This window comes from Kitasatospora sp. NE20-6 (genome assembly GCF_045862635.1).
In genome coordinates, this window is sequence record NZ_BPRL01000048.1 from 1 (window position 1) to 22076 (window position 22076).

The 22076-nt window shown below is 73.4% G+C and carries 23 protein-coding genes and 1 pseudogene; 13 read left to right on the forward strand and 11 right to left on the reverse strand.

Annotated elements, in window-relative coordinates; translation table 11 throughout:
- Positions 1-51 precede the first annotated feature (51 nt).
- The 4 genes and pseudogenes from SNE206_RS27965 to cobU all read right to left on the reverse strand — a co-directional run.
- Positions 52-1548, reverse strand: a complete 1497-nt coding sequence (locus SNE206_RS27965; protein ID WP_407916278.1) for a leucyl aminopeptidase — start codon at positions 1546-1548, stop codon at positions 52-54.
- 273 nt (positions 1549-1821) lie between these two features.
- Complete coding sequence (locus SNE206_RS27970; protein ID WP_407916279.1) at positions 1822-2592, reverse strand: adenosylcobinamide-GDP ribazoletransferase; 771 nt, start codon at positions 2590-2592, stop codon at positions 1822-1824.
- Positions 2593-2594: 2 nt separating this feature from the next.
- On the reverse strand, positions 2595-3719 hold the full coding sequence (locus SNE206_RS27975) for a nicotinate-nucleotide--dimethylbenzimidazole phosphoribosyltransferase (protein WP_407916280.1): 1125 nt from the start codon (positions 3717-3719) through the stop codon (positions 2595-2597).
- 11 nt (positions 3720-3730) lie between these two features.
- Positions 3731-4288: pseudogene (cobU, locus tag SNE206_RS27980) on the reverse strand (bifunctional adenosylcobinamide kinase/adenosylcobinamide-phosphate guanylyltransferase); the annotation flags it as partial.
- A gap of 97 nt (positions 4289-4385) precedes the next feature.
- Here cobU and SNE206_RS27985 point away from each other — a divergent pair.
- Positions 4386-4586 (forward strand): hypothetical protein, encoded by a 201-nt coding sequence (locus tag SNE206_RS27985; protein WP_407916281.1) that lies wholly within the window; start codon positions 4386-4388, stop codon positions 4584-4586.
- Between the two features lie 15 nt (positions 4587-4601).
- Here the strand turns inward: SNE206_RS27985 and SNE206_RS27990 are convergent, their stop codons facing one another.
- Both SNE206_RS27990 and SNE206_RS27995 read right to left on the reverse strand, forming a co-directional pair.
- On the reverse strand, positions 4602-5474 hold the full coding sequence (locus SNE206_RS27990; RefSeq protein WP_407916282.1) for a class I SAM-dependent methyltransferase: 873 nt from the start codon (positions 5472-5474) through the stop codon (positions 4602-4604).
- Positions 5475-5485: 11 nt separating this feature from the next.
- Entirely contained in the window at positions 5486-6085 is a 600-nt protein-coding gene (locus SNE206_RS27995) for a DUF3043 domain-containing protein (protein ID WP_407916283.1), read from the reverse strand.
- 295 nt (positions 6086-6380) lie between these two features.
- Between SNE206_RS27995 and SNE206_RS28000 the strand changes: the two genes are divergently transcribed.
- Entirely contained in the window at positions 6381-7163 is a 783-nt protein-coding gene (locus SNE206_RS28000) for a PspA/IM30 family protein (protein ID WP_405013689.1), read from the forward strand.
- 66 nt (positions 7164-7229) lie between these two features.
- Positions 7230-7541, forward strand: a complete 312-nt coding sequence (gene pspAA, locus SNE206_RS28005) for a PspA-associated protein PspAA (RefSeq protein WP_407916284.1) — start codon at positions 7230-7232, stop codon at positions 7539-7541.
- An 82-nt stretch (positions 7542-7623) separates the two neighbouring features.
- On the opposite strand, the gene nadA is transcribed toward pspAA, so the two are convergent.
- Positions 7624-8805 carry a quinolinate synthase NadA gene (gene nadA, locus SNE206_RS28010; protein ID WP_407916285.1) on the reverse strand — a complete coding sequence of 394 codons (1182 nt, stop codon included), beginning with the start codon at positions 8803-8805 and terminating at the stop codon, positions 7624-7626.
- Positions 8806-9022: 217 nt separating this feature from the next.
- Here nadA and SNE206_RS28015 point away from each other — a divergent pair, with 217 nt between their 5' ends.
- The 3 genes from SNE206_RS28015 (at position 9023) to SNE206_RS28025 (ending at position 12069) form a co-directional block, all read left to right on the forward strand.
- Positions 9023-9949, forward strand: coding sequence for an NADP-dependent oxidoreductase (locus SNE206_RS28015; RefSeq protein WP_407916286.1), 927 nt, complete (start codon positions 9023-9025; stop codon positions 9947-9949).
- 88 nt (positions 9950-10037) lie between these two features.
- A complete protein-coding gene (locus SNE206_RS28020; RefSeq protein WP_405013693.1) occupies positions 10038-10502 on the forward strand; it encodes an Lrp/AsnC family transcriptional regulator in 465 nt (154 codons plus the stop codon).
- Between the two features lie 199 nt (positions 10503-10701).
- The gene (locus SNE206_RS28025; RefSeq protein ID WP_407916287.1) at positions 10702-12069 is read left to right on the forward strand and encodes a pyridoxal phosphate-dependent decarboxylase family protein; all 1368 of its coding nucleotides are present in this window, start codon (positions 10702-10704) and stop codon (positions 12067-12069) included.
- Between the two features lie 33 nt (positions 12070-12102).
- Here the strand turns inward: SNE206_RS28025 and SNE206_RS28030 are convergent, their stop codons facing one another.
- Positions 12103-13014: a GNAT family N-acetyltransferase gene (locus tag SNE206_RS28030; RefSeq protein WP_407916345.1), complete on the reverse strand. Its 912-nt coding sequence runs from the start codon at positions 13012-13014 to the stop codon at positions 12103-12105.
- A gap of 154 nt (positions 13015-13168) precedes the next feature.
- Here SNE206_RS28030 and SNE206_RS28035 point away from each other — a divergent pair, with 154 nt between their 5' ends.
- Complete coding sequence (locus SNE206_RS28035; protein WP_405013695.1) at positions 13169-13522, forward strand: HesB/IscA family protein; 354 nt, start codon at positions 13169-13171, stop codon at positions 13520-13522.
- Between the two features lie 94 nt (positions 13523-13616).
- Here SNE206_RS28035 and SNE206_RS28040 read toward each other — a convergent pair whose 3' ends face one another.
- Complete coding sequence (locus SNE206_RS28040) at positions 13617-13862, reverse strand: hypothetical protein (RefSeq protein WP_407916288.1); 246 nt, start codon at positions 13860-13862, stop codon at positions 13617-13619.
- Between the two features lie 10 nt (positions 13863-13872).
- Here SNE206_RS28040 and SNE206_RS28045 point away from each other — a divergent pair, with 10 nt between their 5' ends.
- Positions 13873-14271 (forward strand): hypothetical protein, encoded by a 399-nt coding sequence (locus SNE206_RS28045; protein ID WP_407916289.1) that lies wholly within the window; start codon positions 13873-13875, stop codon positions 14269-14271.
- Between the two features lie 55 nt (positions 14272-14326).
- On the opposite strand, the gene SNE206_RS28050 is transcribed toward SNE206_RS28045, so the two are convergent.
- On the reverse strand, positions 14327-14545 hold the full coding sequence (locus tag SNE206_RS28050; RefSeq protein ID WP_407916290.1) for a hypothetical protein: 219 nt from the start codon (positions 14543-14545) through the stop codon (positions 14327-14329).
- A gap of 227 nt (positions 14546-14772) precedes the next feature.
- On the opposite strand from SNE206_RS28050, the gene SNE206_RS28055 reads away from it, so the two are divergent.
- Positions 14773-15747, forward strand: a complete 975-nt coding sequence (locus SNE206_RS28055) for a carbohydrate kinase family protein (RefSeq protein ID WP_407916291.1) — start codon at positions 14773-14775, stop codon at positions 15745-15747.
- Here the strand turns inward: SNE206_RS28055 and SNE206_RS28060 are convergent.
- A complete protein-coding gene (locus tag SNE206_RS28060) occupies positions 15740-17200 on the reverse strand; it encodes a cysteine desulfurase/sulfurtransferase TusA family protein (RefSeq protein ID WP_407916292.1) in 1461 nt (486 codons plus the stop codon). The genes SNE206_RS28055 and SNE206_RS28060 overlap by 8 nt on opposite strands.
- Positions 17201-17540: 340 nt before the next feature.
- Here SNE206_RS28060 and coxB point away from each other — a divergent pair, with 340 nt between their 5' ends.
- From coxB to SNE206_RS28080, 4 genes are all read left to right on the forward strand, one after another.
- Complete coding sequence (gene coxB / locus SNE206_RS28065) at positions 17541-18395, forward strand: cytochrome c oxidase subunit II (protein WP_407916293.1); 855 nt, start codon at positions 17541-17543, stop codon at positions 18393-18395.
- Positions 18392-20170: a cytochrome c oxidase subunit I gene (gene ctaD / locus SNE206_RS28070; RefSeq protein ID WP_405013701.1), complete on the forward strand. Its 1779-nt coding sequence runs from the start codon at positions 18392-18394 to the stop codon at positions 20168-20170. Before coxB ends, ctaD begins: the two co-directional genes overlap by 4 nt.
- Complete coding sequence (locus SNE206_RS28075; protein ID WP_407916294.1) at positions 20170-20568, forward strand: cytochrome c oxidase subunit 4; 399 nt, start codon at positions 20170-20172, stop codon at positions 20566-20568. The genes ctaD and SNE206_RS28075 overlap by 1 nt, the downstream gene beginning before the upstream one ends.
- 222 nt (positions 20569-20790) lie before the next feature.
- A complete protein-coding gene (locus tag SNE206_RS28080) occupies positions 20791-22017 on the forward strand; it encodes an Ig-like domain-containing protein (protein ID WP_407916295.1) in 1227 nt (408 codons plus the stop codon).
- The last annotated feature ends 59 nt before the right edge of the window (positions 22018-22076 follow it).

Consider the following 22076-nt stretch of genomic DNA (forward strand, 5'->3'; position numbering starts at 1 on the left):
AGGGGTCCCGTGCCGACCGGCACCGGACCCCTCCCGCGAACGCCCCGGCCGTCAGGCGCCGGCGGCGACGTCCTCCGCGTACCGCACCAGGGTGCGGACCGCGCTCGCCGTGCCGCCCTTGGGGGTGTAGCCGAACGGGCCGCCCTCGTTGAAGGCCGGGCCCGCGATGTCGAGGTGCGCCCAGTCGATGCCCTCGGCGACGAACTCCTTGAGGAACAGGCCGGCCACCAGGCCGCCGCCCATCCGCTCGCCCATGTTGGCGAGGTCGGCGATGGTCGACTCCGTCATGCCCTTGCGCAGGTCCGCGGGGAGCGGCATCGGCCAGGACTGCTCGCCCACGGCGCCCGCGGTCTCGTGCAGGCGGGTGCGCAGCGCGTCGTCGTTGGACATCACGCCGAAGGTGCGGGTGCCCAGGGCCAGCACCATGGCGCCGGTGAGGGTGGCCACGTCGACGATGACGTCCGGCTTCTCCTCGCCGGCCCGGACGATCGCGTCGGCCAGCACGAGGCGGCCCTCGGCGTCGGTGTTGAGCACCTCGACGGTCTTGCCGCCGTACATCCGCAGCACGTCGCCGGGGCGGGTGGCGCTGCCGGAGGGCATGTTCTCGGCGAGGGCGAGCCACGCGGTGACGTTGACCTGCAGGCCGAGGCGCTTGGCGGCGACCACGGCGGCGAACACCGCGGCGGCGCCGGACATGTCGCACTTCATGGTCTCGTTGTGGCCGGCCGGCTTCAGCGAGATGCCGCCGGAGTCGTAGGTGATGCCCTTGCCGACGAACGCCAGCGTGGCCTTCGCCTTCGGGTGGGTGTAGGCCACCTTCACCAGCCGCGGCGGGTTGGCGGAGCCGACGCCCACGCCCAGGATGCCGCCGAAGCCGCCCTTGAGGAGCGCCTTCTCGTCCAGCACCTCGACCTTGAGGCCGTGCTCCTTGCCGGCGGCCTGGGCGATCGTCGCGAACGACTTCGGGTTCAGGTCGTTCGGCGCGGTGTTGACGAGGTCGCGGGCGCGGTTCATCTCCTCGCCGATCGCGGCGGCCCGCTCGACGGCGGCCTTCGCGTCCTTGCCGCCCTTGCGGGTCGAGGCCACGATCAGCTCGCCGACCGGCGCCTTGCCGTTCTCGCCCTTGTACGTGCCGAAGGCGTACGCGCCGAGCAGGGCGCCCAGCGCGACGGCCTCGACCTCGGCCGCCGACTCCGCGGGGAGCAGCAGCGCGGCCTTCTTGGTGCCGGCCAGCGTGCGGGCCGCGACACCGGCGGCGCGGCGCAGGGTCTCCAGGGCGTAGCCGTCCTCGGTCGCCTCGCCGAGGCCGACCGCCAGGACGAGCGGGGCCTTCAGGCCTGCGGGCGCGGGGACCTTGACCGCCTCACCCTCGGCGCCGGCGGCGCCCAGGGTGGCGAGGACGTCGGCCAGTGTGCCGTCGAACGCCTCGGCGACGGTCTCGGAGCCGGGCGCGAGCACCGGACCCTTGGGGCCCTTTGCCACGCCCACCACCAGGGCGTCCGCGCGCAGACCCGCGGCGGAGGAGGTGCTCACAGACAGTGTTGTCACGGCAATGCGTCCTGTTCTTTCGCGGTCCATGGCCGGTGACGGCTCCGGGTGTGCCGTACCGGCATAACCCCGGCATACTCCGCGGGGAAACGGGGCGCAGGGCTACGGTGCTCCCCGCATGGTAGTCCGCATGCTGGGATCACGCGGCGCCAGGTGGCCCGTCCGGCGGCCCGGTGCGGTCGGCGGGCGCGGTTCCCCGGCGGTGGCAACGCTCCGTCACTCCCGCCGGTCAGGGGCGTGCGCAGGGCGTGCGCGGGCCGGTCGGGCGGTCGGTCAGACGGGGGCGGCGACGGCCAGGGCGAGCAGGGAGCCGGTCGCCGCGGTCTCCGCCATGGCACCGAACACGTCACCGGTGACACCGCCGAACCGGCGGACGCAGCGCCGCAGCACCAGGGCCGCACCGCCCAGGCCGGCCAGCAGGGCCGCGGGGAAGGCCAACGCGCCGCGCCCGTAAGGGAGTCCGGCGGCGGTGAGCAGCAGGGCGCAGGCCGCGGTGACGGCGGCCGCGGCGGAGCCCGGCACCGTGCCCGCGACCGCCGCGCCGAGTCCGCCGGGCCGGGCGGCCGGCACACCGCGGCGGCAGCCCCAGGCGAGTGCGCAGCGCGCGGCGACGGCAGAGGTCAGCACGGCGAGCGCGCCGCGTGCGGTGGAGTGTCCGAACTGCCCGGCGAGCAGCGAGATCTGACCGAGCATCACCAGAAGGAGCGTCAGTACGCCGAACGGCCCGATGTCGGACTGCTTCATGATCCGCAGTGCGTCCTCGGCGGGTTTCCCGCTGCCGAGGCCGTCGGCGACGTCGGCCAGGCCGTCCAGGTGCAGGCCCCGGGTGAGGGCGGCGAGGGCGGCGACGGCGGCGACCGCGCCGGGCAGCGGGCCCGCCCGCCAGGCCGTCAGGGCGCCGGCCGAGGCCGCGAAGGCGCCCAGCACCAGCCCGACGACGGGCGCGGCGAGCATGGCGTGCCCGGCGGTCGGGCGGTCCCAGCGGTCGACCCGGACGCGCAGCACCGACAGGGTGCCGAAGGCGAAGCGGAGCGCGTCCGGCACGGTCAGCCCAGGCCCAGCAGCTCCGCCGCGCTCGGCAGCTTCGCGGGCGGCCGCGGTGCGGCCGGTGCGGCCGGCGCGGCGGCGGGCACCGCGGAGGGCTCGGCCAGGGCGTCGGAGGCGGCCTGCAGCAGGGGCAGCGCCAGCAGGGAGCCGATGCCCTCGCCGGTGCGCACGCCGAGCTGCTGCAGGGGGCTGAGGGTGAGCCGGTCGTAGGCCTTGGCCTGGGCGGGTTCGCCGCTGTCCTGGCCGGCCCGCCACCACTCGGGGGCGCGGAAGGCGACGCGCTGGGCGACGAGGGCGCACGCGGCGGACACCACCCCGTCGAGCACCACGGGCAGGCGGCGGACGGCGGCCTGCAGCAGGAAGCCGGTGAGGGCGGCGAAGTCGGCACCGCCGGTCGCGGCGAGCAGGGCGATCTGGTCGCCGAGGACGGGACGGGCCCGGCGCAGCGCGTCGCGGACGGTCGCGCACTTGACCATCCAGACCCGGTCGTCGACGCCGGAGCCGCGTCCGGTGACGGCGGCCGCGTCGGTGCCGCACAGGGCGCCGATCAGCACGGAGGCGACCGTGGTGGAGCCGCTGCCGAGGTCGCCGAGCAGCACCAGGTCGGTGCCGGCGTCGGCCTCCTCGTCGGCGATCGCCGTGCCGGCGCGGAAGGCCGCCGCGGCCTCCGCCGCGGTGAGCGCGTCCTCGACGTCGATCCGGCCGGAGCCGCGGCGCACCCGGTGCCGGGAGACCCCGTCGGGGAAGGCGTCCGCGTCGGCGTCCACGGCGATGTCGACCACGCGGACGGCGGCGCCGTAGCGGCGGGCCAGCAGGGCGACGGGGGCGGTGCCGTCGAGGACGGCGTGGATGCGCTCCGCCGTGCTGCGGGCGCCGGGCCGGGAGACGCCGAGCGCGGCGACCCCGTGGTCGCCGGCGAACAGCAGGACCTTGGGCGCGGCGATCGGGCGCACCGGGGCGGCACCCTGGACGGAGGCGAGCCAGGCGCCGAGTTCCTCCAGCGCGCCCAGGCCGCCCGGCGGCAGGTCGAGCTCCCGCCGGTGCTCCTCGGCGGCCTTGCGGGCGCTCTCGTCGGGGCGCTCCACGAGGGAGGAGAAGATGTCGAGATCCACGGTCGTGTCCATCGTCCGGAAGGCTACACGGCGTCGGCTTTGATGGTCAGCACCTGTCCGGCGACCACCAGCAGCACGTGCGCGGAGGCGTCGGCGACGGCCATGTTGAGGCGGCCGAGGGTGTCGCGGAACCGCCGTCCGGCGGCCGTGGCCGGCACGACGCCCATGCCCACCTCGTTGCTCACCGCGACGGCCGGGCGCCGGGTGGCCCGCCAGGCCGCGGCGAGCGCGTCGCAGCGCCGCTGCACGGCCTGCTCGCCGCCCGCGAACCACGCGTCGTCGTCCCAGGCGTCGTGCTCGTCCATCACCGAGGTCAGCCACAGGGCGAGGCAGTCGATCAGGACGGGTGCGGGGTCGGCCGGGTCGGCGAGCAGCGGTTCCAGCGCGCAGGTCTCGGCGGTCCGCCAGGAGGCGGGGCGCCGTTCGCGGTGCAGCCGTACGCGGTCGGCCCACTCGCGGTCGCCGCCGCGGGTGCCGCCGGTGGCGACGTACAGCACGTCGTCGTGGGCGGCGAGGAGCCGTTCGGCGCGGGTGGACTTGCCGGACCGGGCGCCGCCGAGGAGGAGGGTGCGGGTGAGGACCATGCGGATCATCCTGCCGCAGCAGGCTTCGCGGGCACGCGGCGCGGGCACGCTAGTGTGCGCACGACAGCGAGGTCGACGGTGGGAGGAGCCCGGCATGGTGTGGACGTGGCGTTTCGAGCAGCAGGACGGCACACAGGTCGCGCAGCCCGACGGGCTGGAGGAGTTCCCCGGACAGGGCGACGCCGAGTCGTGGATCGGTGAGACCTGGAAGCAGCTGCTCGCGGACGGCGTCGACCGGGCGGTCCTGGTCGAGGACGGCCGGGAGATCTACACGATGAGCCTGCACGAGGCGTAGCCGTACGGCGGTGCGCTACTTCGCGCCGACGACGTGGAGCAGGGCCGCGATCTGCCGGTAGGGATCCTGGCGGCCGGCCCGCTCCTCGGCGTCGAGCAGCTGGGCCAGCTGCCGGCCGTCGACCGGGGCGGCGTCGTCGGGGGCGGCGTCGGTGAAGACCCGTACGCCGTACCAGTCGCGCAGCGGCACCGAGATCCCGGCGAGCGTGGTCGTCAGCTCGGCGAGCCGGTGGGCGCGGGCGGGCACGCCGTGGCGGTCGGTGTAGCGGTAGGAGTCGAAGGCGGAGAGCGCGCCGCGCCAGTCGCCGGTGAGGCCGGGGTGCATGGCCAGCGCGTCCGCGTTGCGGACCAGCAGGGACAGCACGCCGCCGAGGTCGAGCACCCGGGCGAGCGCGGCGAGCAGCGGGTCGGGGTCGGCGAGGTACGTCAGGGCGCCGTGGCACAGCACGACGTCGAAGGAGCGCGGCGGGAACCACCGGCCGCAGCTGTGCCCGTCGCCGCCGATCAGCCGGACGCGCTCCTGCACCTCGGGCGGTTCCGCGGCGACCGCGGCCTGGGCGGCGCCGAGCGTGACGGGGTCCGGGTCGACCCCGGTGACGAGGTGGCCGGCGCGGGCGAGCCGCACCGTCTGGACGCCCTGCCCGCAGCCGACGTCGAGCACCCGGAGGCCGACGCGGCCGACGAGCTGCTCACCGAGCTGCCGGGTGACGAGGTCGTCCCGGACGAGGCCGTGCAGCCCGCCCTGCCGGGAGGGCCAGGGGCCGGCCGCGTGCCGTCCGCCCCCGCCGCGGGCGGGCAGCCGGTCGTGGCCGCCGGCGCCCTGCCCGGGCAGGGCGTACAGCCCGGGCCCGTCCTGCTGCTGCAGCGGCAGGGCCCAGGGCGGCGGCACCGGCTCCGCGGTCAGGACCGCTCGCCCCGCTTCACCTGCGGCTTGGGCAGCCGCAGCCGGCGCATCTGCAGGGTGCGCATCAGGCCGTAGGGGACGGCGCCGCGGGTGTTCTGGTCGGGGAACCGCACCCGCAGCGACTTGCGCAGGCCGAGGCCCAGGCGCAGGAAGTCGAGGACGACCAGGACGAAGAAGACGACGAACAGCAGGGTGGAGAGCACCTGCAGCGCGGGCACGCGGACGATGCTGAGGACCAGCACGACCACGGCGTACGGCAGGAAGAACTCGGCCAGCGACCAGCGGGAGTCCACGTAGTCGCGGACGAAGCGCCGCACGGGGCCCTTGTCGCGGGCCGGCAGGTAGCGCTCGTCGCCCTCCAGGAGGGCGGTGCGCTGCTTCTCCCGCTCGGAGCGCATGCGCTCGCGGGACTGCCGGGAGGCTTCCTTGCGGTCCTTGGGGACGGTCACCCGGGTGCGGCGGTGGGCCTCGGCCTCGCTGCGCTTCGGCGTGGGCCGGCCCTTCTTGGCCTGCGGGTCGCGGGGGGTCTTCTCGTCCTGCTCGGCCAGCGCGGTCGCGGTGGAGGAGGAGGCTTCATCAGAGCGGCGTCGGAACACACCCCCAGCGTACGTGCTGGCCGGACGCTTTCCGAGTGCCCTCGGACCCGAAGAGATATCGATCGCCCCGCGGACGGCCCGTGCGCCGTCCGGCGGAGGTTTCCCGTACGGGGCCGGGCCGCCCGTGCGGATCATGGTCTCAGGGTCGTGTCCACCCCAGGAACGATGCCGGACAGTGTGCCGCTGTAGCAGTCTTGTTGCAGCTCGTGCACTGCGGCGACCAGCTCGCTGCACATAGACTCGATGTGTTACGAGACGGAATCCGCAGGCCCGTAGAAGGGGGCACCCGAGGCCCATGAGCGACGGAATCATGAAGCGTATGGGGCTGATCTTCCGCTCCAAGGCGAACAAGGCCCTGGACCGTGCGGAGGACCCGCGAGAGACGCTCGACTACTCCTACCAGAAGCAGCTGGAGCTGCTGCAGAAGGTGCGCAGGGGTGTCGCCGACGTGGCCACCTCGCGCAAGCGCCTCGAACTCCAGCTCACCCAGCTCCAGCAGCAGTCCGCCAAGTACGAGGACCAGGGCCGCAAGGCGCTGTCGCTCGGCCGCGAGGACCTCGCCCGCGAGGCGCTCACCCGCAAGTCGAACCTGCAGTCGCAGATCACCGACCTGGAGGTGCAGTACCAGCAGCTCCAGGGCGAGGAGGAGAAGCTGACGCTCGCCTCCCAGCGCCTGCAGGCCAAGGTGGACGCCTTCCGGACGAAGAAGGAGACCATCAAGGCCACGTACACCGCGGCGCAGGCGCAGACGCGGATCGCGGAGTCGTTCTCCGGCATCTCGGAGGAGATGGGCGACGTCGGCCTGGCCATCCAGCGGGCCGAGGACAAGACCGCGCAGATGCAGGCGCGGGCCGGCGCGATCGACGAGCTGCTCGCCTCCGGCGCCCTGGACGACGCCAGCGGTCTCGGACGCAAGGACGACATCGAGGCGGAGCTGGAGCGGGTGGCCGGCGGCAGCGACGTCGAGCTGGAGCTGGCCCGGATGAAGGCCGAGCTGACCGGCGGATCCCCGGCGGCGGCCCCGCAGGCGATCGAGCAGGGCCAGCAGGACCAGTCGAAGATCAACTACAACAAGTGATCCGAGGCCCGCGGCGCGTGGTCTGAGACACCAGGGCAGTCCCCACCGACAGAAGGACGCAGCGGCATGATCATGAGGGTCATGGGCGAAGGGCAGTTCGAGGTGGCCGAGAGCCACCTCGACCGGCTCAACCAGCTGGACGACGACCTGCTCGGCGCGCTGGAGTCCGGCGACGAGGCCCGCTTCCGGGCCGCGCTCTCCGGACTGCTGGGCGCCGTCAAGGAGTACGGCACCCCGCTGCCGGACGATGCGCTGGAGCCGTCGGACCTCATCCTCCCCGGCCCCGACGCCACCATCGACGAGGTCAACCGGCTGCTGCGGACCGAGGGCGACGGGCTGATCCCCGGGATCCCCGGGATCCCCGGGATTCCCGGGTGACCGGTGCCCCCGGGTACCGTGCACGACCGCCGTGGGGGCGGGCACCCGCCGGGTGCCCGCCCCCACCGCCGTCCGGGCGCGGCTACGGCAGCGCCAGCATCCGGTCCAGCGCGGCCTTCGCGTACTTCTCGGTCTCCGGGTCGACCGTGATGACGTTCGGCACCCGGCCGTCCACCAGCGACTCCAGCGCCCAGACCAGGTGCGGCAGGTCGATGCGGTTCATGGTCGAGCAGAAGCAGACCGCCCGGTCGAGGAAGACGACCTCCTTGTCCGGGTGCGCCTTGGCGAGGCGCCGTACGAGGTTGAGCTCGGTGCCGATCGCCCACTTCGAGCCGGGCTCGGCGGCGTCCAGCGCCTTGATGATGTACTCGGTCGAGCCGACCATGTCGGCCGCGGTGACGACCTCGTGCCTGCACTCGGGGTGCACCAGCACGTTGACGCCGGGGATCCGCGCGCGCACCTCGTTCACGGAGTCCACCGAGAAGCGGCCGTGCACCGAGCAGTGGCCGCGCCAGAGGATCATCTTCGCGTCCCGCAGCTGCTCGGCGGTGAGGCCGCCGTTCGGCTTGTGCGGGTTGTAGAGCACGCACTCGTCGAGGGAGATGCCCATCTCCAGCACGGCGGTGTTGCGGCCGAGGTGCTGGTCGGGCAGGAACAGCACCTTCTGCCCCTGCTCGAAGGCCCACTCCAGGGCGCGCTTCGCGTTGGAGGAGGTGCAGATGGTGCCGCCGTGCCGGCCGGTGAAGGCCTTGATGTCGGCGGAGGAGTTCATGTACGACACCGGCACGGTGGTGCCGGCGACGCCGGCCTCGGTGAGGACGTCCCAGCACTCGGCGACCTGCTCGGCGGTGGCCATGTCGGCCATCGAGCAGCCGGCCGCGAGGTCCGGCAGGACGACCTGCTGGGCCTGCGTGGTCAGGATGTCGGCCGACTCGGCCATGAAGTGCACGCCGCAGAAGACGATGTACTCGGCCTCCGGGCGGGCGGCGGCGTCACGGGCCAGCTTGAAGGAGTCGCCGGTGACGTCGGCGAACTCGATGACCTCGTCGCGCTGGTAGTGGTGGCCCAGGATGAAGACGCGCTCGCCCAGCTTCTCCTTCGCGGCGCGGGCGCGCGCGACGAGGCCGGGGTCGGAGGCGGCGGGCAGGTCGCCGGGGCACTCGACGCCGCGCTCGCTCGCCGGGTCGGCCTCGCGGCCGAGCAGGAGCAGCGCAAGCGGCGTCGGAGCGGGGTCGACGCCGTAGGTCTCGGTGGTCGTGGTCACGGGCGGGTGCCCTCCTGTGCGGCCGTTCTGTCCGGCCCCTACCGGTATGCGGCGTCGCCGCGGGGCCTTTTCGTCTATCTGACGCTATCTATGATAACCCGTTGGCGTCACATCGACGATGGCCGAGCTGTCGATGTGACGAGAACCGCTCGCCGAATCGGCGCCTTCCCGGCGTGGCCACACCGCCCCGGACCCCGCCATCGCGTTGGCTTGCCCCATGAAGGCCATGGTGATCAGGGAGTACGGCGGCCCCGAGGTCGTCGAGCACACGGAGGTGCCCGACCCCAGGGTCGGCCCCGACTCCGTCCTCGTCCGCGTCCGCGCGGTGGGCGTGAACCCCGTCGACCGGAAGATCCGCGAGGGCCTGCTCGACGGCATCCTCGACGTCCGCTTCCCGCTGATCATGGGCTGGGACGTCGCGGGCGTCGTCCAGGCCGTCGGCGGCGGCGTCACCGAGTTCCGGCCCGGCGACGAGGTCATCGGGTACGTCCGCAAGGACACCGTCGAGCACGGCACCTACGCCGAACTCGTCGCCGCACCCGTCCGCACCCTCGCCCGCAAACCCGCCGCCCTCGACTGGGCCCAGGCCGGCGGCCTCCCGCTGGCCGGCCTCACCGCCTACCAGGCACTCGTGCGGACCCTGCGCATCGGGCCCGGGCAGACCGTCCTCGTGCACGCCGCGGCCGGCGGCGTCGGCAGCCTCGCCGTCCAGATCGCCACCGCCCACGGCGCCCGCGTCATCGGCACCGCGAGCGAGCGCAACCACGCCTACCTCCGCGGCCTCGGAGCCGAACCCGTCGCCCACGGCGACGGCCTCGTCGACCGCGTCCGCGCCCTCGCCCCCGACGGCGTCGACGCCGTGCTCGACCTCGTCGGCGGCGACGCGCTCGACGCCTCCGCCCAGCTCGTCCGCGACCCGGCCGCCGTCGCCTCCGCCGCCGACTACGGCGTCGCCGCCCGCGGAGGCCACTACGTCTGGGCCCGCCCGGACACCACCGACCTCACCGAACTCGCCCGGCTCGCCGACGAGGGCCGCCTCCGGGTGCCCGTCGCCTCCACCTTCCCGCTCGCCCAGGCCGCGTCCGCGCAGGCCCTCAACGCCGAGGGCCGCACCCGCGGCAAGATCGTGCTGCTGGTGGACTGACGTCCGGCGTCCGCCAGAATGGGACGGTGTGCCGCCGCATCCCGGCGGCACCACCACCCTCACACGCACCACCCGTGGAGCCCGCAGCATGAGCACGCACCGACCCCCGGACCCGGTCGGGGCACCCCTGGACGACACCGACCGGCACCTGCTCGCCCACCTCAGCAGGGACGGCCGCGCCTCCTACGCCGAGATCGGCCTGCTCGCCAACCTCTCCGCCACCGCCGTCCGCCGCCGCATCGACCGGCTGCGCGCCCGCGGCATCGTCCGGGGCTTCACCGTCGTCCTCGACCCCGCTCTGCTCGGCTGGCAGACCGAGGCCTTCGTCGAGGTCTACTGCCGCGCACGCACCAGCCCCGAGGAGCTCCTCGCCAGCCTCCGGCAGTTCCCCGAGGTCGTCGCCGCCTGGACGGTCACCGGCGACCCCGACGCCCTCGTCCACCTGCGGGCCGCCGACACCCGCCACCTCGAAGCCGTCATCGAGCGCATCCGCAAGGAGCCCGGCGTCCAGCGCAGCCGCAGCTCCGTCGTGCTCTCCCGGCTCATCGGCTGAGACGCCGCGGCGGGCCCCGCCGCACCCCGCGCAGGAAACCTGCGCCACCCCCGTCGAACACGCCGGAAACCTGCCCCGGCGGCCCCGTTCCGACGCGCGCCCGGCGGACGCCGCTGCCTAGGCTGATCGTGTCCGGTGCACCCCTCCAGCCCCACCCGCACCGGCCGTACACGCTTCCGGCAGAACGAGAGGGACTCCCGTGTCCGCAGCCGCCGACCGCATGCACCAGCCCGACAACGGGCTGGTCGACCTCGTCTTCGACTACATGCGCGAGCGGCTGCAGTACGACCCCGTCCCGCTCGACCACCCCGGCGACGGCGACCACCTGCGCACCCACCTCGCCGGCCTGCTCAACGAGCACGGCAACGCCCCCGCCGACGTCCTCAAGCTCTACGACCACGAGCTCTCCCGGGCCGTCATCTCCGCCGACAGCCCGCGCTACCTCTCCTTCATCCCCTGCGCCCCCACCAAGGCCGCCCTCCTCTTCGACATGGTCGTCTCCTGCGCCTCCCTCCAGGGCATCTCCTGGCTGGAGGCGGCCGGCGCCATCGCCGCCGAGAACCAGGTGCTGCGCCTCATGGCTGACCGCGCCGGACTCCCCGCCTCGGCCGGCGGCACCTTCGTCTCCGGCGGCTCCGCCGGCAACCTCTCCGCCCTGGTCGTCGCCCGCGACACCGCCCGCCGCGCACTCGGCGCAGGCCCGGAGACCCGGCTGCGGATCGCCGTCGCCGACCAGGTGCACTCCTCGGTCAAGAACACCTTCAACATCATCGGCGTCGAGGCGTTCGTCGTCCCCACCGTCGACCGCCGCTTCACCGGCGAGGCCCTGCGCGCCGCCCTCGACGCCGACCCCCACCCGGAGACGGTCATCGCCGTCGTCGGCACGGCCGGCACGACCAACGAGGGCATCGTCGACGACCTCCAGGGGCTCTCCGAGGTCACCCGCGAGCGCGGCCTCTGGTTCCACGTCGACGGCGCGTACGGCGGCGCGGGCCTCTTCGCCCCCTCCGTGCGCGAGCGGTACAACGGCATCGAGCACGCCGACTCCTTCGTCGTCGACCCGCACAAGTGGCTGTTCGCACCGTTCGACTGCGCCGCGCTGATCTACCGCAACCCGCAGCTCGCCCGCGCCGTCCACACCCAGGACGCCTCCTACCTCGACGTCCTGCACACCGACGGCGACGAGTGGAACCCCACCGACTACGCCTACCACCTCACCCGGCGCGCCCGCGGCCTGCCGCTCTGGTTCTCCCTCGCCGTGCACGGCACCCAGGCGTACACCGACGCCATCGAGGCCGGCATCACCCTCGCCCGCGACACCGCGCAGCTCGTCCGCGACACCGACTACCTCGAACTGCTGCACGACCCGCAGCTGTCCGCCGTCTGCTTCCGCCGCACCGGCTGGACCTCCGACGACTACTACCGCTGGTCCCGGCAGCTCCTCGCCGACCAGACCGGCTTCGTCACCCCCACCGGCTGGGACGGCGAGACCGTCGCCCGCTTCGCCTTCCTCCACCCCGGCACCACCCCGGAGATGGTCCGGGAGATCCTCGCCACCATGGCGTGACCCCAGGGTGGGGCGGCCACCCGGCCGTCCCGCCTACAGGAACCCGCCGCTCGGCACGTACGGCACCGGCGGCCGCATCCCGCGCAGCCCCAGGTAGCCGCGGGTGCCCACCGACAACCCCACCTCCAGGCCGACGTCCACCGCCCACTCCTGCTCCGCCGTCAGGAACTCCACCGACGCCTCCGTCCCGTCCGGCACCCGCGCCAGCGCCTCCCGCAGCAGCCGCGTCGCGATCCGCCGCGACGTCGCCGCCAGCAGCTTCACCGCCCCGCCGTCCCGGTAGCAGTACCCGCTGCCCGCCAGCGAGTCCGCGACCAGCAGCTCGTCGTGGTGCGCCAGCAGGAACGCGTGGTCCACCCCGTGCGCCGCACCCCGCAGCCGGCGGTCCACCGAGTCCAGCAGGTGCAGCTGCGCCGTCCCGCCCGGATGCACCGGGATGTCGCCCGGATCCAGCAGCCCCGAGCGGTCGACCGCGCCCCGCAGCACCATCGTCGGATGCAGCGTGAACCCGGCCCGGCGGTAGCTGCGCACCGCCGCCTGCGAGGACGAGGCGCACAGCATGCCCCGCAGGCACCCCCGCCCGTGCACGACGGCCCGCTCCAGCAGCATCCGGCCCACCCCCCGGCCCTGGGCGTCCGGGTGCACCGCGAACAGCGCCAGCACCCACACCCCCTCGCGCCGCAGCGACAGGGCGGCGCCCACCACCCGGCCGTCCAGCTCGGCGAGCCAGCAGCCCTCCGGGTCCGTCCCCACCAGATGGCGGGTCCGCGCCTCGTGCAGCACGGCCCTCCGCGGGCCGTCCGGCGGGCCGGACGGTGCTCCGTGGGCCGCCCACGCGACCTCGCGGACGGCCGAGGCATCCGCTGACGTGTCCTGGACCCGGCGAACGATCACGCCTGCCATCCTGGCCTGCCGTCGCGGGCCGTGCGGCCGCTTTGCCCGGATCGGGCACCGGGCACCGGGCGCCGGTGTGCGAGCATGGATGACGTGGGGGACCGGGCGACCGAAACGTCCCCCGAAAAGAACACCGACCGGAATGAATCCGGGAGGCCGCCGGTTGGCACTGGCGGCACACAGTCGTCACAGACCGGGAGTAAGCATGACCGTCCAGGACGAGACCACCGTCGAAAGTGGCATTCTCCTCACCGACGCCGCCGCGGCCAAGGTCAAGGGCCTGCTCGAGCAGGAAGGCCGCGAGGACCTCGCGCTGCGCGTCGCGGTGCAGCCCGGCGGCTGCTCCGGCCTGCGTTACCAGCTCTTCTTCGACGAGCGCTCGCTCGACGGCGACGTCGTCAAGGACTTCGGCGGCGTCAAGGTCGTCACCGACCGCATGAGCGCCCCCTACCTCGGCGGTGCCAGTGTCGACTTCGTCGACACCATCGAGAAGCAGGGCTTCACGATCGACAACCCGAACGCCACCGGGTCCTGCGCCTGCGGCGACTCCTTCAGCTGAGTCCCGCCCGCACGCACGACGCCCGGGGGGCGGTCCCGTTCCGACGGGGCCGCCCCCCGGGCGTTTCCGTGTCCTCCACCCGGCGCGGCCCCGGCTAGCGCGGCCCGCCCGGCACGTCGCCCTGCGGGGTGAGCGTGGTGCCGGAGGCCATGTCGACCACCTTGCGGTCGCCCAGCGGCGCGGCCAGCTGCGCCCCCACCGACTGCGTCTCCACCACCGCCGTGCACGCCGTGCCGCGCGGCGCCGGCTGCGTGACCACCACCCGCACCCGCACCAGCCCGGGCGCCTGCTCGTCCGCCCGCAGGCCGTACTTCTCGCACACCCCGGCCTGGAAGACCACCGTCAGATGCGTGCCGTCCTTCAGCGCGTACCCGGTCGCCGGGAGGCTCGCCGCCGTCGGCGCCGGCTCCCCGACGGCTATGCCGGGACCGGTCGGCCGCCCCGGCTGCGGGCTCGCCGTCGGCACGGCCGACGACGGGACGGGCGTCGCCGCCGGGTCCGAGGGCGAGGCCGACGGCGCGGCCGACACGGTGCCGGCCGCCGGGGACGGCACCCCCGTGCCGGGCGCCGCACCCGTGGTGGCGGCCGACCCGCACCCGGCCAGCGCCAACGCCGCGATCACCAGCCCGGCCGGTCCGGCCGTCCGCCGACGGCGGGCCCGATGCGGTACGACTGCGGTCCTTGCGTCCATGGTGGGCTTCCTCCCGAGGGTCCGGCACCGCCACCCGGCGGATGCCGCACCGCTCTGACGTGTCCCGGAGGAATCCGGTTCCACCCCGCGGTCGGCGCCCGGTCAGTGCCTGCTCAGCCCCCGTACTCGGCCATCGACGCCACGAGCCGCTGGACGCCCGGCGGCACCGAGACACCGACCGGTACGGACGACGCGGGCTGCGGGCCGGCGGCCAGCAGCGGCCAGAAACGCCCGAGCCGCCGGGAGGAGTGCACCAGGGCGTCGAGGGTGTCCGGATCCGCGTCACCCTTCAGGTGGCTCGGGATCCGTACGGAGGGCTGGGTGGGCATCATCGGTCCATCGCTCCGATCGCCGGGCCGCGGCCTCGTCGCCGCGGCGCCTCGCCGGGGCCGGGCACCGGCCCCATGCCTGCGACCCTAGGCCCCCGCACGGGCCCCCACCAGGTCTACCGCGCGGTAGCGACGTGTCCGGGTCGGCCCGGCCGGAGGGCGCCGTGGCTGTACCGTGGACAGGTCCGTCACTGCTTCCGGCCGCCAGCAGGCCACCCGAGGAGACCCCCGTGCGCATCGCCGTCGCCGGCTCGATCGCCACCGACCACCTGACGACCTTCCCCGGCCGCTTCGCCGACCAGCTCGTCGCCGAGCAGCTGCACACCGTCTCGCTCTCCTTCCTCGTCGACACCCTCGACATCCGCCGCGGCGGCGTCGGCCCGAACATCGCCTTCGGCATGGGCGTGCTCGGCCTGCGCCCGGTCCTGGTCGGCGCGGCCGGCGCGGACTTCGACGAGTACCGCAGCTGGCTGGAGCGCAACGGCGTGGACACCGACTCCGTGCACATCTCGGAGACCCGCCACACCGCCCGCTTCATGTGCACCACCGACCTGGACCACAACCAGATCGCCTCCTTCTACACCGGCGCCATGGCCGAGGCCCGCAACATCGAGCTCAAGCCGATCGCCGACCGCGTCGGCGGCCTCGACCTCGTGCTCATCGGCGCCGACGACCCGCAGGCGATGGTCCGCCACACCCAGGAGTGCCGCAGCCGCGGCTACGCCTTCGCCGCCGACCCCTCCCAGCAGCTGGCCCGCCTGGAGGGCGACGACATCCGCGAGATCGTGGACGGCGCCGCGTACCTCTTCACCAACGAGTACGAGGCCGCGCTCATCGAGTCGAAGACCGGCTGGAGCGCCGAGGAGCTGCTGGGCCGGGTCGGCACCCGCGTCACCACCCTCGGCCCCAAGGGCGTGCGCATCGAGCGCAAGGGCGAGCCTGCCATCACCGTCGGCTGCGCCGCCGAGGAGCGCAAGGCCGACCCCACCGGCGTCGGCGACGGCTTCCGCGCGGGCTTCCTCGCGGGCCTGTCCTGGGGCCTCGGCCTGGAGCGCGCCGCCCAGATCGGCTGCATGCTGGCCACCCTGGTGATCGAGACCGTCGGCACCCAGGAGTACGAGCTGCGCCGCGGCCACTTCACCGACCGCTTCGCGGCCGCGTACGGCGACGAGGCCGCGGCGGAGGTCCGCGCGAAGCTCAGCTGAGCCTGCGCACGACGTAGGCGAGGCCCCGGTCACCCCCGTAGGCGGCGGCCGGGGCCTCGCCCATGTACTCCTGCTCGCGCATCTGGCACCAGGCGGGGATGTCGAGCCGGGCGGCCTCGTCGTCGGCCAGCACGGCCACGGTGCCGCCGGGCGGCACCTCGCCGATCCGCTTCGCCAGCTCGATCACCGGCAGCGGGCAGCGCTTGCCCAGCGCGTCGACGACCAGCGCGTCGACCACCGGTGCGTCGCCGGCCGGCACGTCGACGACCGGCGTGCCCGCACCGGGCCGCGGCCGTACGGGCTCCTGCCGCGCGGGCTGCGGGAGGCCGAGCCCGAGCGGCTCCCTGACACCGGCGACCAGGCCGGGCAGCACCGCGAGGAACCGCTCGACGTCGGCCCCGGCCGTGCCGTACGGCAGCGAGACCCGGACGTTGCCCTCGGTCAGGACGCCCATCGCCGCGAGCACATGGCTGGGGGTCAGGGTGGAGGAGCTGCAGGAGGAGCCGGAGGAGACGGCGAACCCGGCCCGGTCCAGCTCGCCGAGCAGCACCTCGCCGTCGACGTACAGGCAGGAGAAGGTGACGAGGTGCGGCAGGCGGCGCACCGGGTCGCCGACCACCTCGACCTCCGGCACCAGCTGCGGCACCCGGGCGCGGATCCGCTCCACGAGGGCGTGCAGCCGGGCGTTCTCCCGCTCGGCCCCGGCCCGGACGGCGCGCAGCGAGGCCGCGGCGGCGACGATCGCCGGCACGTTGACGTACCCGGGCACCCGTCCGCGCTCGCGTTCGTCGGCGGGCAGCGGCGACGCGTACCGCACGCCCTTGCGGACGCCGAGCACGCCGACCCCGGCGGGGCCGCCCCACTTGTGCGCACTGGCCGTCAGCAGCGACCAGCCCGTGGGGACGTCGAGCCGGCCGGCGCTCTGCGCCGCGTCGACCAGCAGCGGGACGCCGGCGTCCCGGCACAGGCCGGCGACCTCGTCGACCGGCTGGAGGGTGCCGACCTCGTGGTTGGCGTGCTGCAGCACGGCCAGCGCGGTGGTGTCGCGGAGGCGGGCGGCGAACTGCGCCGCCTCCACCCGGCCGAGCCGGTCGACGGGGGCGACGGAGACCTCGCCGCCCGACGCCTCGTGCAGGTCGGCGGCGTGCAGCACGGAGGAGTGCTCGACCGCCGAGTGCAGCAGGTGGCTGCCGCGGCGGCGGTTGCCCCGCAGCGCGCCGAGGACGCCGAGGTGCACGGCCTGGGTGCCGCTCGCGGTGAAGGAGATCTCGTCGGGGCGGGCACCGAGCACCCCGGCGACGGTTTCGCGGGCCGCGTCGAGCAGCATCGCGGCCTGACGGCCCGACCGGTACAGTCGCGCGGGGTCCGCCCAGCCCTCGTCGAGCGCGGCGGTCAGGGCCTGCCGGGCGACGGGATGCAGGGGCGCGGTGGAGGCCACATCGAAGTACGACACGCATCCACGCTATCCCGGTGCCGCGGGGCCGCCCGGAAGCCGTCCGGTCTGTCCCCTTTCGTCCCATCCGACGCTCCGTCACCCGCGTGTCGCAATCAGGTCCCCCGATCGGGTGTGCGAGCCCCGGATGTCCGCCATGACCTGCACGTCCGTGCCTGCGGCGGCTGATCGGGTAGCCGGGGGGCGTGTTACCGGGGGCTGCTCGTGAGTGCCGCATAAGGATGGAGTAGCGTTTGGCCCGCATAAGCATTCAAACCGTGCCCGTGGCCGGGTCGCCGGGGAGGCGCACAGCACTCCCGGGGGCGACGCGATCGCGGGCGAGACTTCGGGAAGGCGCTACGTGAGTCCCAACGGCTCCGACCGCTCGCCGCGGCGCACGATGCGGCGGAAGCTGCCTCAGGCGCTGGCACTGGGCCTCGTCATCGCGACCGCCACCGGCTGCTCGGCCAACGACCTCCCCAGGCTTGGCCTCCCGTCGCCCGTCACCGAGGAAGGCCCCCTGGTCCTCCACATGTGGCAGGGCTCGTGGATCGCGGCGCTGGCAGTGGGCGCACTGATGTGGGGTCTGATCATCTGGAGCGTGATCTTCCACCGGCGTAGCCGCACCAAGGTGGAGATTCCCGCTCAGACCCGGTACAACGTGCCCATCGAGGCGCTGTACACCGCGGTCCCCCTTGTCATCGTCTCGGTGCTCTTCTACTTCGTCGCCCGCGACGAGGCGCGCCTGACCCAGGTCAGCGCCAAGCCGCAGCACGTGGTGAACGTGGTCGGCTTCCAGTGGAACTGGGCGTTCAACTACGAGAACACCGAGATCGCGGACCCGGCCAACACCGCCGCCGCGTACGACGTCGGCACGCCGAACAACCCGCCCACGCTGTACCTGCCGATCAACGAGTCGGTGCAGTTCGTGCTGACCTCGACCGACGTCATCCACGACTTCTGGCCCGTCAACTTCCTCATGAAGATGGACGTCGTGCCGGGCGTGGTGAACACGTTCGAGGTCACCCCGACCTCCTTCGGCACCTTCGCCGGCAAGTGTGCCGAGCTTTGCGGCCAGGACCACTCCCGGATGCTGTTCAACGTCAAGGTCGTGACCCACGACGAGTACGAGAAGCACCTGAAGGACCTGCAGGCCAAGGGCCAGAGCGGTGCGGTGCCCTCCGGCATCACGAGCACGGGAAGTGAAGAAGAGTGACCATCCTCAACGAGCCCGCCGCGGCCGGAGGGGGCGCCGGGGCCGTCACGGTCGGCAGTAGCGCCCGCCGGGCCAAGCGCGGCAGCCAGATCATCAAGTGGCTGACCACCACCGACCACAAGACGATCGGCACCATGTACCTGGCGACGTCGTTCGCCTTCTTCCTGATCGGTGGCATCCTCGCCCTGGTCATGCGCGCCGAGCTCGCCCGTCCGGGGACGCAGATCCTCTCGAACGAGCAGTTCAACCAGGCGTTCACCATGCACGGCACGATCATGCTGCTGATGTTCGCGACGCCGCTCTTCGCCGGCTTCGCGAACTGGATCATGCCGCTGCAGATCGGTGCGCCCGACGTCGCGTTCCCGCGGCTGAACATGTTCGCCTACTGGCTCTACCTGTTCGGCTCGGTCATCGCGGTGGCCGGCTTCATCACCCCGCAGGGTGCCGCGGACTTCGGCTGGTTCGCGTACTCGCCGCTCTCCGACGCCGTCCGCTCGCCGGGCATCGGCGCCGACATGTGGATCATGGGCCTGGCCTTCTCCGGCTTCGGCACGATCCTCGGTGCGGTCAACTTCATCACCACGATCATCTGCATGCGCGCGCCCGGCATGACGATGTTCCGGATGTCGATCTTCGTCTGGAACGTCCTGCTCACCGCGGTGCTCGTCCTGCTGGCCTTCCCGGTGCTGGCCGCCGCGCTGTTCGCCCTGGAGGCGGACCGCAAGTTCGGCGCCCACGTCTTCGATCCGGCCAACGGCGGCGCCCTGCTGTGGCAGCACCTCTTCTGGTTCTTCGGCCACCCCGAGGTGTACATCATCGCGCTGCCGTTCTTCGGCATCGTGTCCGAGATCATCCCGGTCTTCAGCCGCAAGCCGATGTTCGGCTACTCCGGCCTCATCGCGGCCACCATCGCGATCGCCGGCCTCTCGGTGACGGTGTGGGCCCACCACATGTACGTCACCGGCCAGGTGCTGCTGCCGTTCTTCTCCTTCATGACCTTCCTGATCGCGGTGCCCACCGGTGTGAAGTTCTTCAACTGGGTCGGCACCATGTGGAAGGGCTCGCTCAGCTTCGAGACCCCGATGCTGTGGACGGTCGGCTTCCTCGTCACCTTCCTCTTCGGCGGTCTGACGGGCGTGCTGCTCGCGGCCCCGCCGATCGACTTCAGCGTCTCCGACTCGTACTTCGTCGTCGCCCACTTCCACTACGTCGTCTTCGGCACCGTGGTCTTCGCGATGTTCGCCGGCTTCCACTTCTGGTGGCCGAAGATGAGCGGCAAGATGCTCGACGAGCGCCTCGGCAAGGTCACCTTCTGGACGCTGTTCATCGGCTTCCACCTGACCTTCCTCGTGCAGCACTGGCTCGGCGCGGAGGGCATGCCCCGCCGCTACGCCGACTACCTGGCCTCGGACGGCTTCACCACGCTGAACAGCATCTCGACCATCGGCTCGTTCCTGCTCGGCCTGTCGATCCTGCCGTTCCTGTACAACGTCTGGAAGACGGCCAAGTACGGCGAGAAGGTCGAGGTCGACGACCCGTGGGGCTACGGCCGCTCGCTGGAGTGGGCGACCTCCTGCCCGCCGCCGCGGCACAACTTCCTCACGCTGCCGCGCATCCGGTCGGAGTCCCCGGCGTTCGACCTCCACCACCCGGAGATCGCCGCGCTGGACTACCTGGAGAACCACGGCGAGGCCGCGAAGCACTTCGCCGGTGTGACCCCGGCCCAGTACGACCGTCCGCAGCTGGACAAGCCCAAGAAGGAGGGCGATGTCTGATGAAGGAGCAGGGCAAGATCTTCGGCGGGTTCGCCGCCTTCATCCTGATCATGGCCATCGTGTACGGCCTGTGGTCCAAGGAGCCGGCCGGCACCACCGCGCTGTTCCTGGCCTTCGGCCTGTGCGCGTTCATCGGCTACTACCTCGCGTTCACCGCGCGCCGGGTCGACAGCGGCGCGGGTGACAACCCCGAGGCCGAGGTCGCCGACGACGCGGGCGAGGTGGGCTTCTTCGCCCCGCACAGCTGGCAGCCGCTCGCGCTCGCCTGCGGCGGCGCGCTCGCCTTCCTCGGCGTGATCTTCGGCTGGTGGCTGCTGTACTGGTCGCTCCCGATCATCCTGGTCGGCCTGTTCGGCTGGGTCTTCGAGTTCTACCGCGGCGAGGACCAGAACCAGTAGGTTCCGGCACGTCCGCACCAGGGCCGGCCATCCCCACGGGGGTGGCCGGCCCTGGTGCGTGTCCGACCCGGACCGGCCACGGGATCTCACCCGGGTGGGGCAACCGGAGCACCTCCCGGGGTGCTGACGGCTCCGCCGCGTTCCTAGGCTCTGGTACATCGTCGGGAGACCTCGGAGGCACCGGTGAACGGTTGTCGGAGACTCGCACACGGCCGGGCCGGTATGGCGGCCCTCATATTCCTCGCCCCGCTGGGGGCCTGCTCGTCCGGATCGGCGGACACCACGGTGCCCGTCACCCGCACCGTCGACGCCGCACCCCTGGTGCACACGTCGGCGGCCGGCCGGGTCGACCCGGCCAAGCCCTTCACGGTGACCGCCCAGGCCGGCAGCACCCTCACGGACGTCACCGTGACAGGACCGGACGGCAAGCTCGTGGCGGGCCGTCTCGCGGACGACGGGCGCAGCTGGCGGACCACCGCCCACCTGCGGGCCGGGACGGCGTACACCGCACGAATAGCCGCCGACGACGGCAAGGGCGGCCGGGGGGAGACCGTCACCCCGTTCACCACGGCGGACGCGACGAACCTGCTCACCGCCCAGCTCGGCCCGGACTCGGCGGGCAGCGGCGTCTACGGCGTCGGCCAGCCGCTCACGGTGAAGCTCTCGGCCCCGGTGAAGGACGCGGCGGCCCGCCGGGAGGTCGAACGCGGTCTGACCGTCACCTCCCGGCCCGCCGTCACCGGCGCCTGGTACTGGGTCGACGACAGCAACCTGCACTTCCGTCCGCAGGAGTACTGGCCGGCGGACGCCAGCGTGAAGCTCGCCTTCGACATCGCGGGCACCCCCGTCTCGGACGGCCTCTACGGCGGCGCACCGAGCACCCTCTCGTTCCGCACCGGCGACCGTGTCGAGGCCGTCGTGGACGCGGCCGCGCACGAACTGACGTACCGCCGCAACGGCGAGGTGGTCAGGACGATACCGGTGACCACCGGCAAGCCCGGGTTCGACACCCGCAACGGCATCAAGGTCGTGCTCGGCCAGGAGGCCGCCGTCCGGATGAGCGGCGAGACGGTGGGCATCGCGGCGGGCAGCGCCGACTCGTACGACCTGAACGTCGAGTGGGCGACCCGGGTGACGTGGAGCGGCGAGTACGTCCACGCCGCGCCCTGGTCGGTGGGCTCGCAGGGCCGGGCGAACGTCAGCCACGGCTGCACCGGGATGAGCACCGCCGACGCCAAGTGGTTCTTCGACAACACCCGGATCGGCGACGTCGTCCAGGTGGTCAACAGCCTCGGCCACGAGATGGAGCCGTTCGGCAACGGCTTCGGCGACTGGAACATCACCTGGACGGACTGGGTGAAGCACTCGGCGGCGGGCGGTCAGATCTCCACCGTCGGGGCCGCGGAGGGCGCGGCCCAGGCGTCCGGGGCGATGAAGCCCCTGCTCTGACCGGAGCCGGCTGAGCCGACGGAGCCGGCGGGACCGCGGCCGGCCCGGCGGGTGGAGGA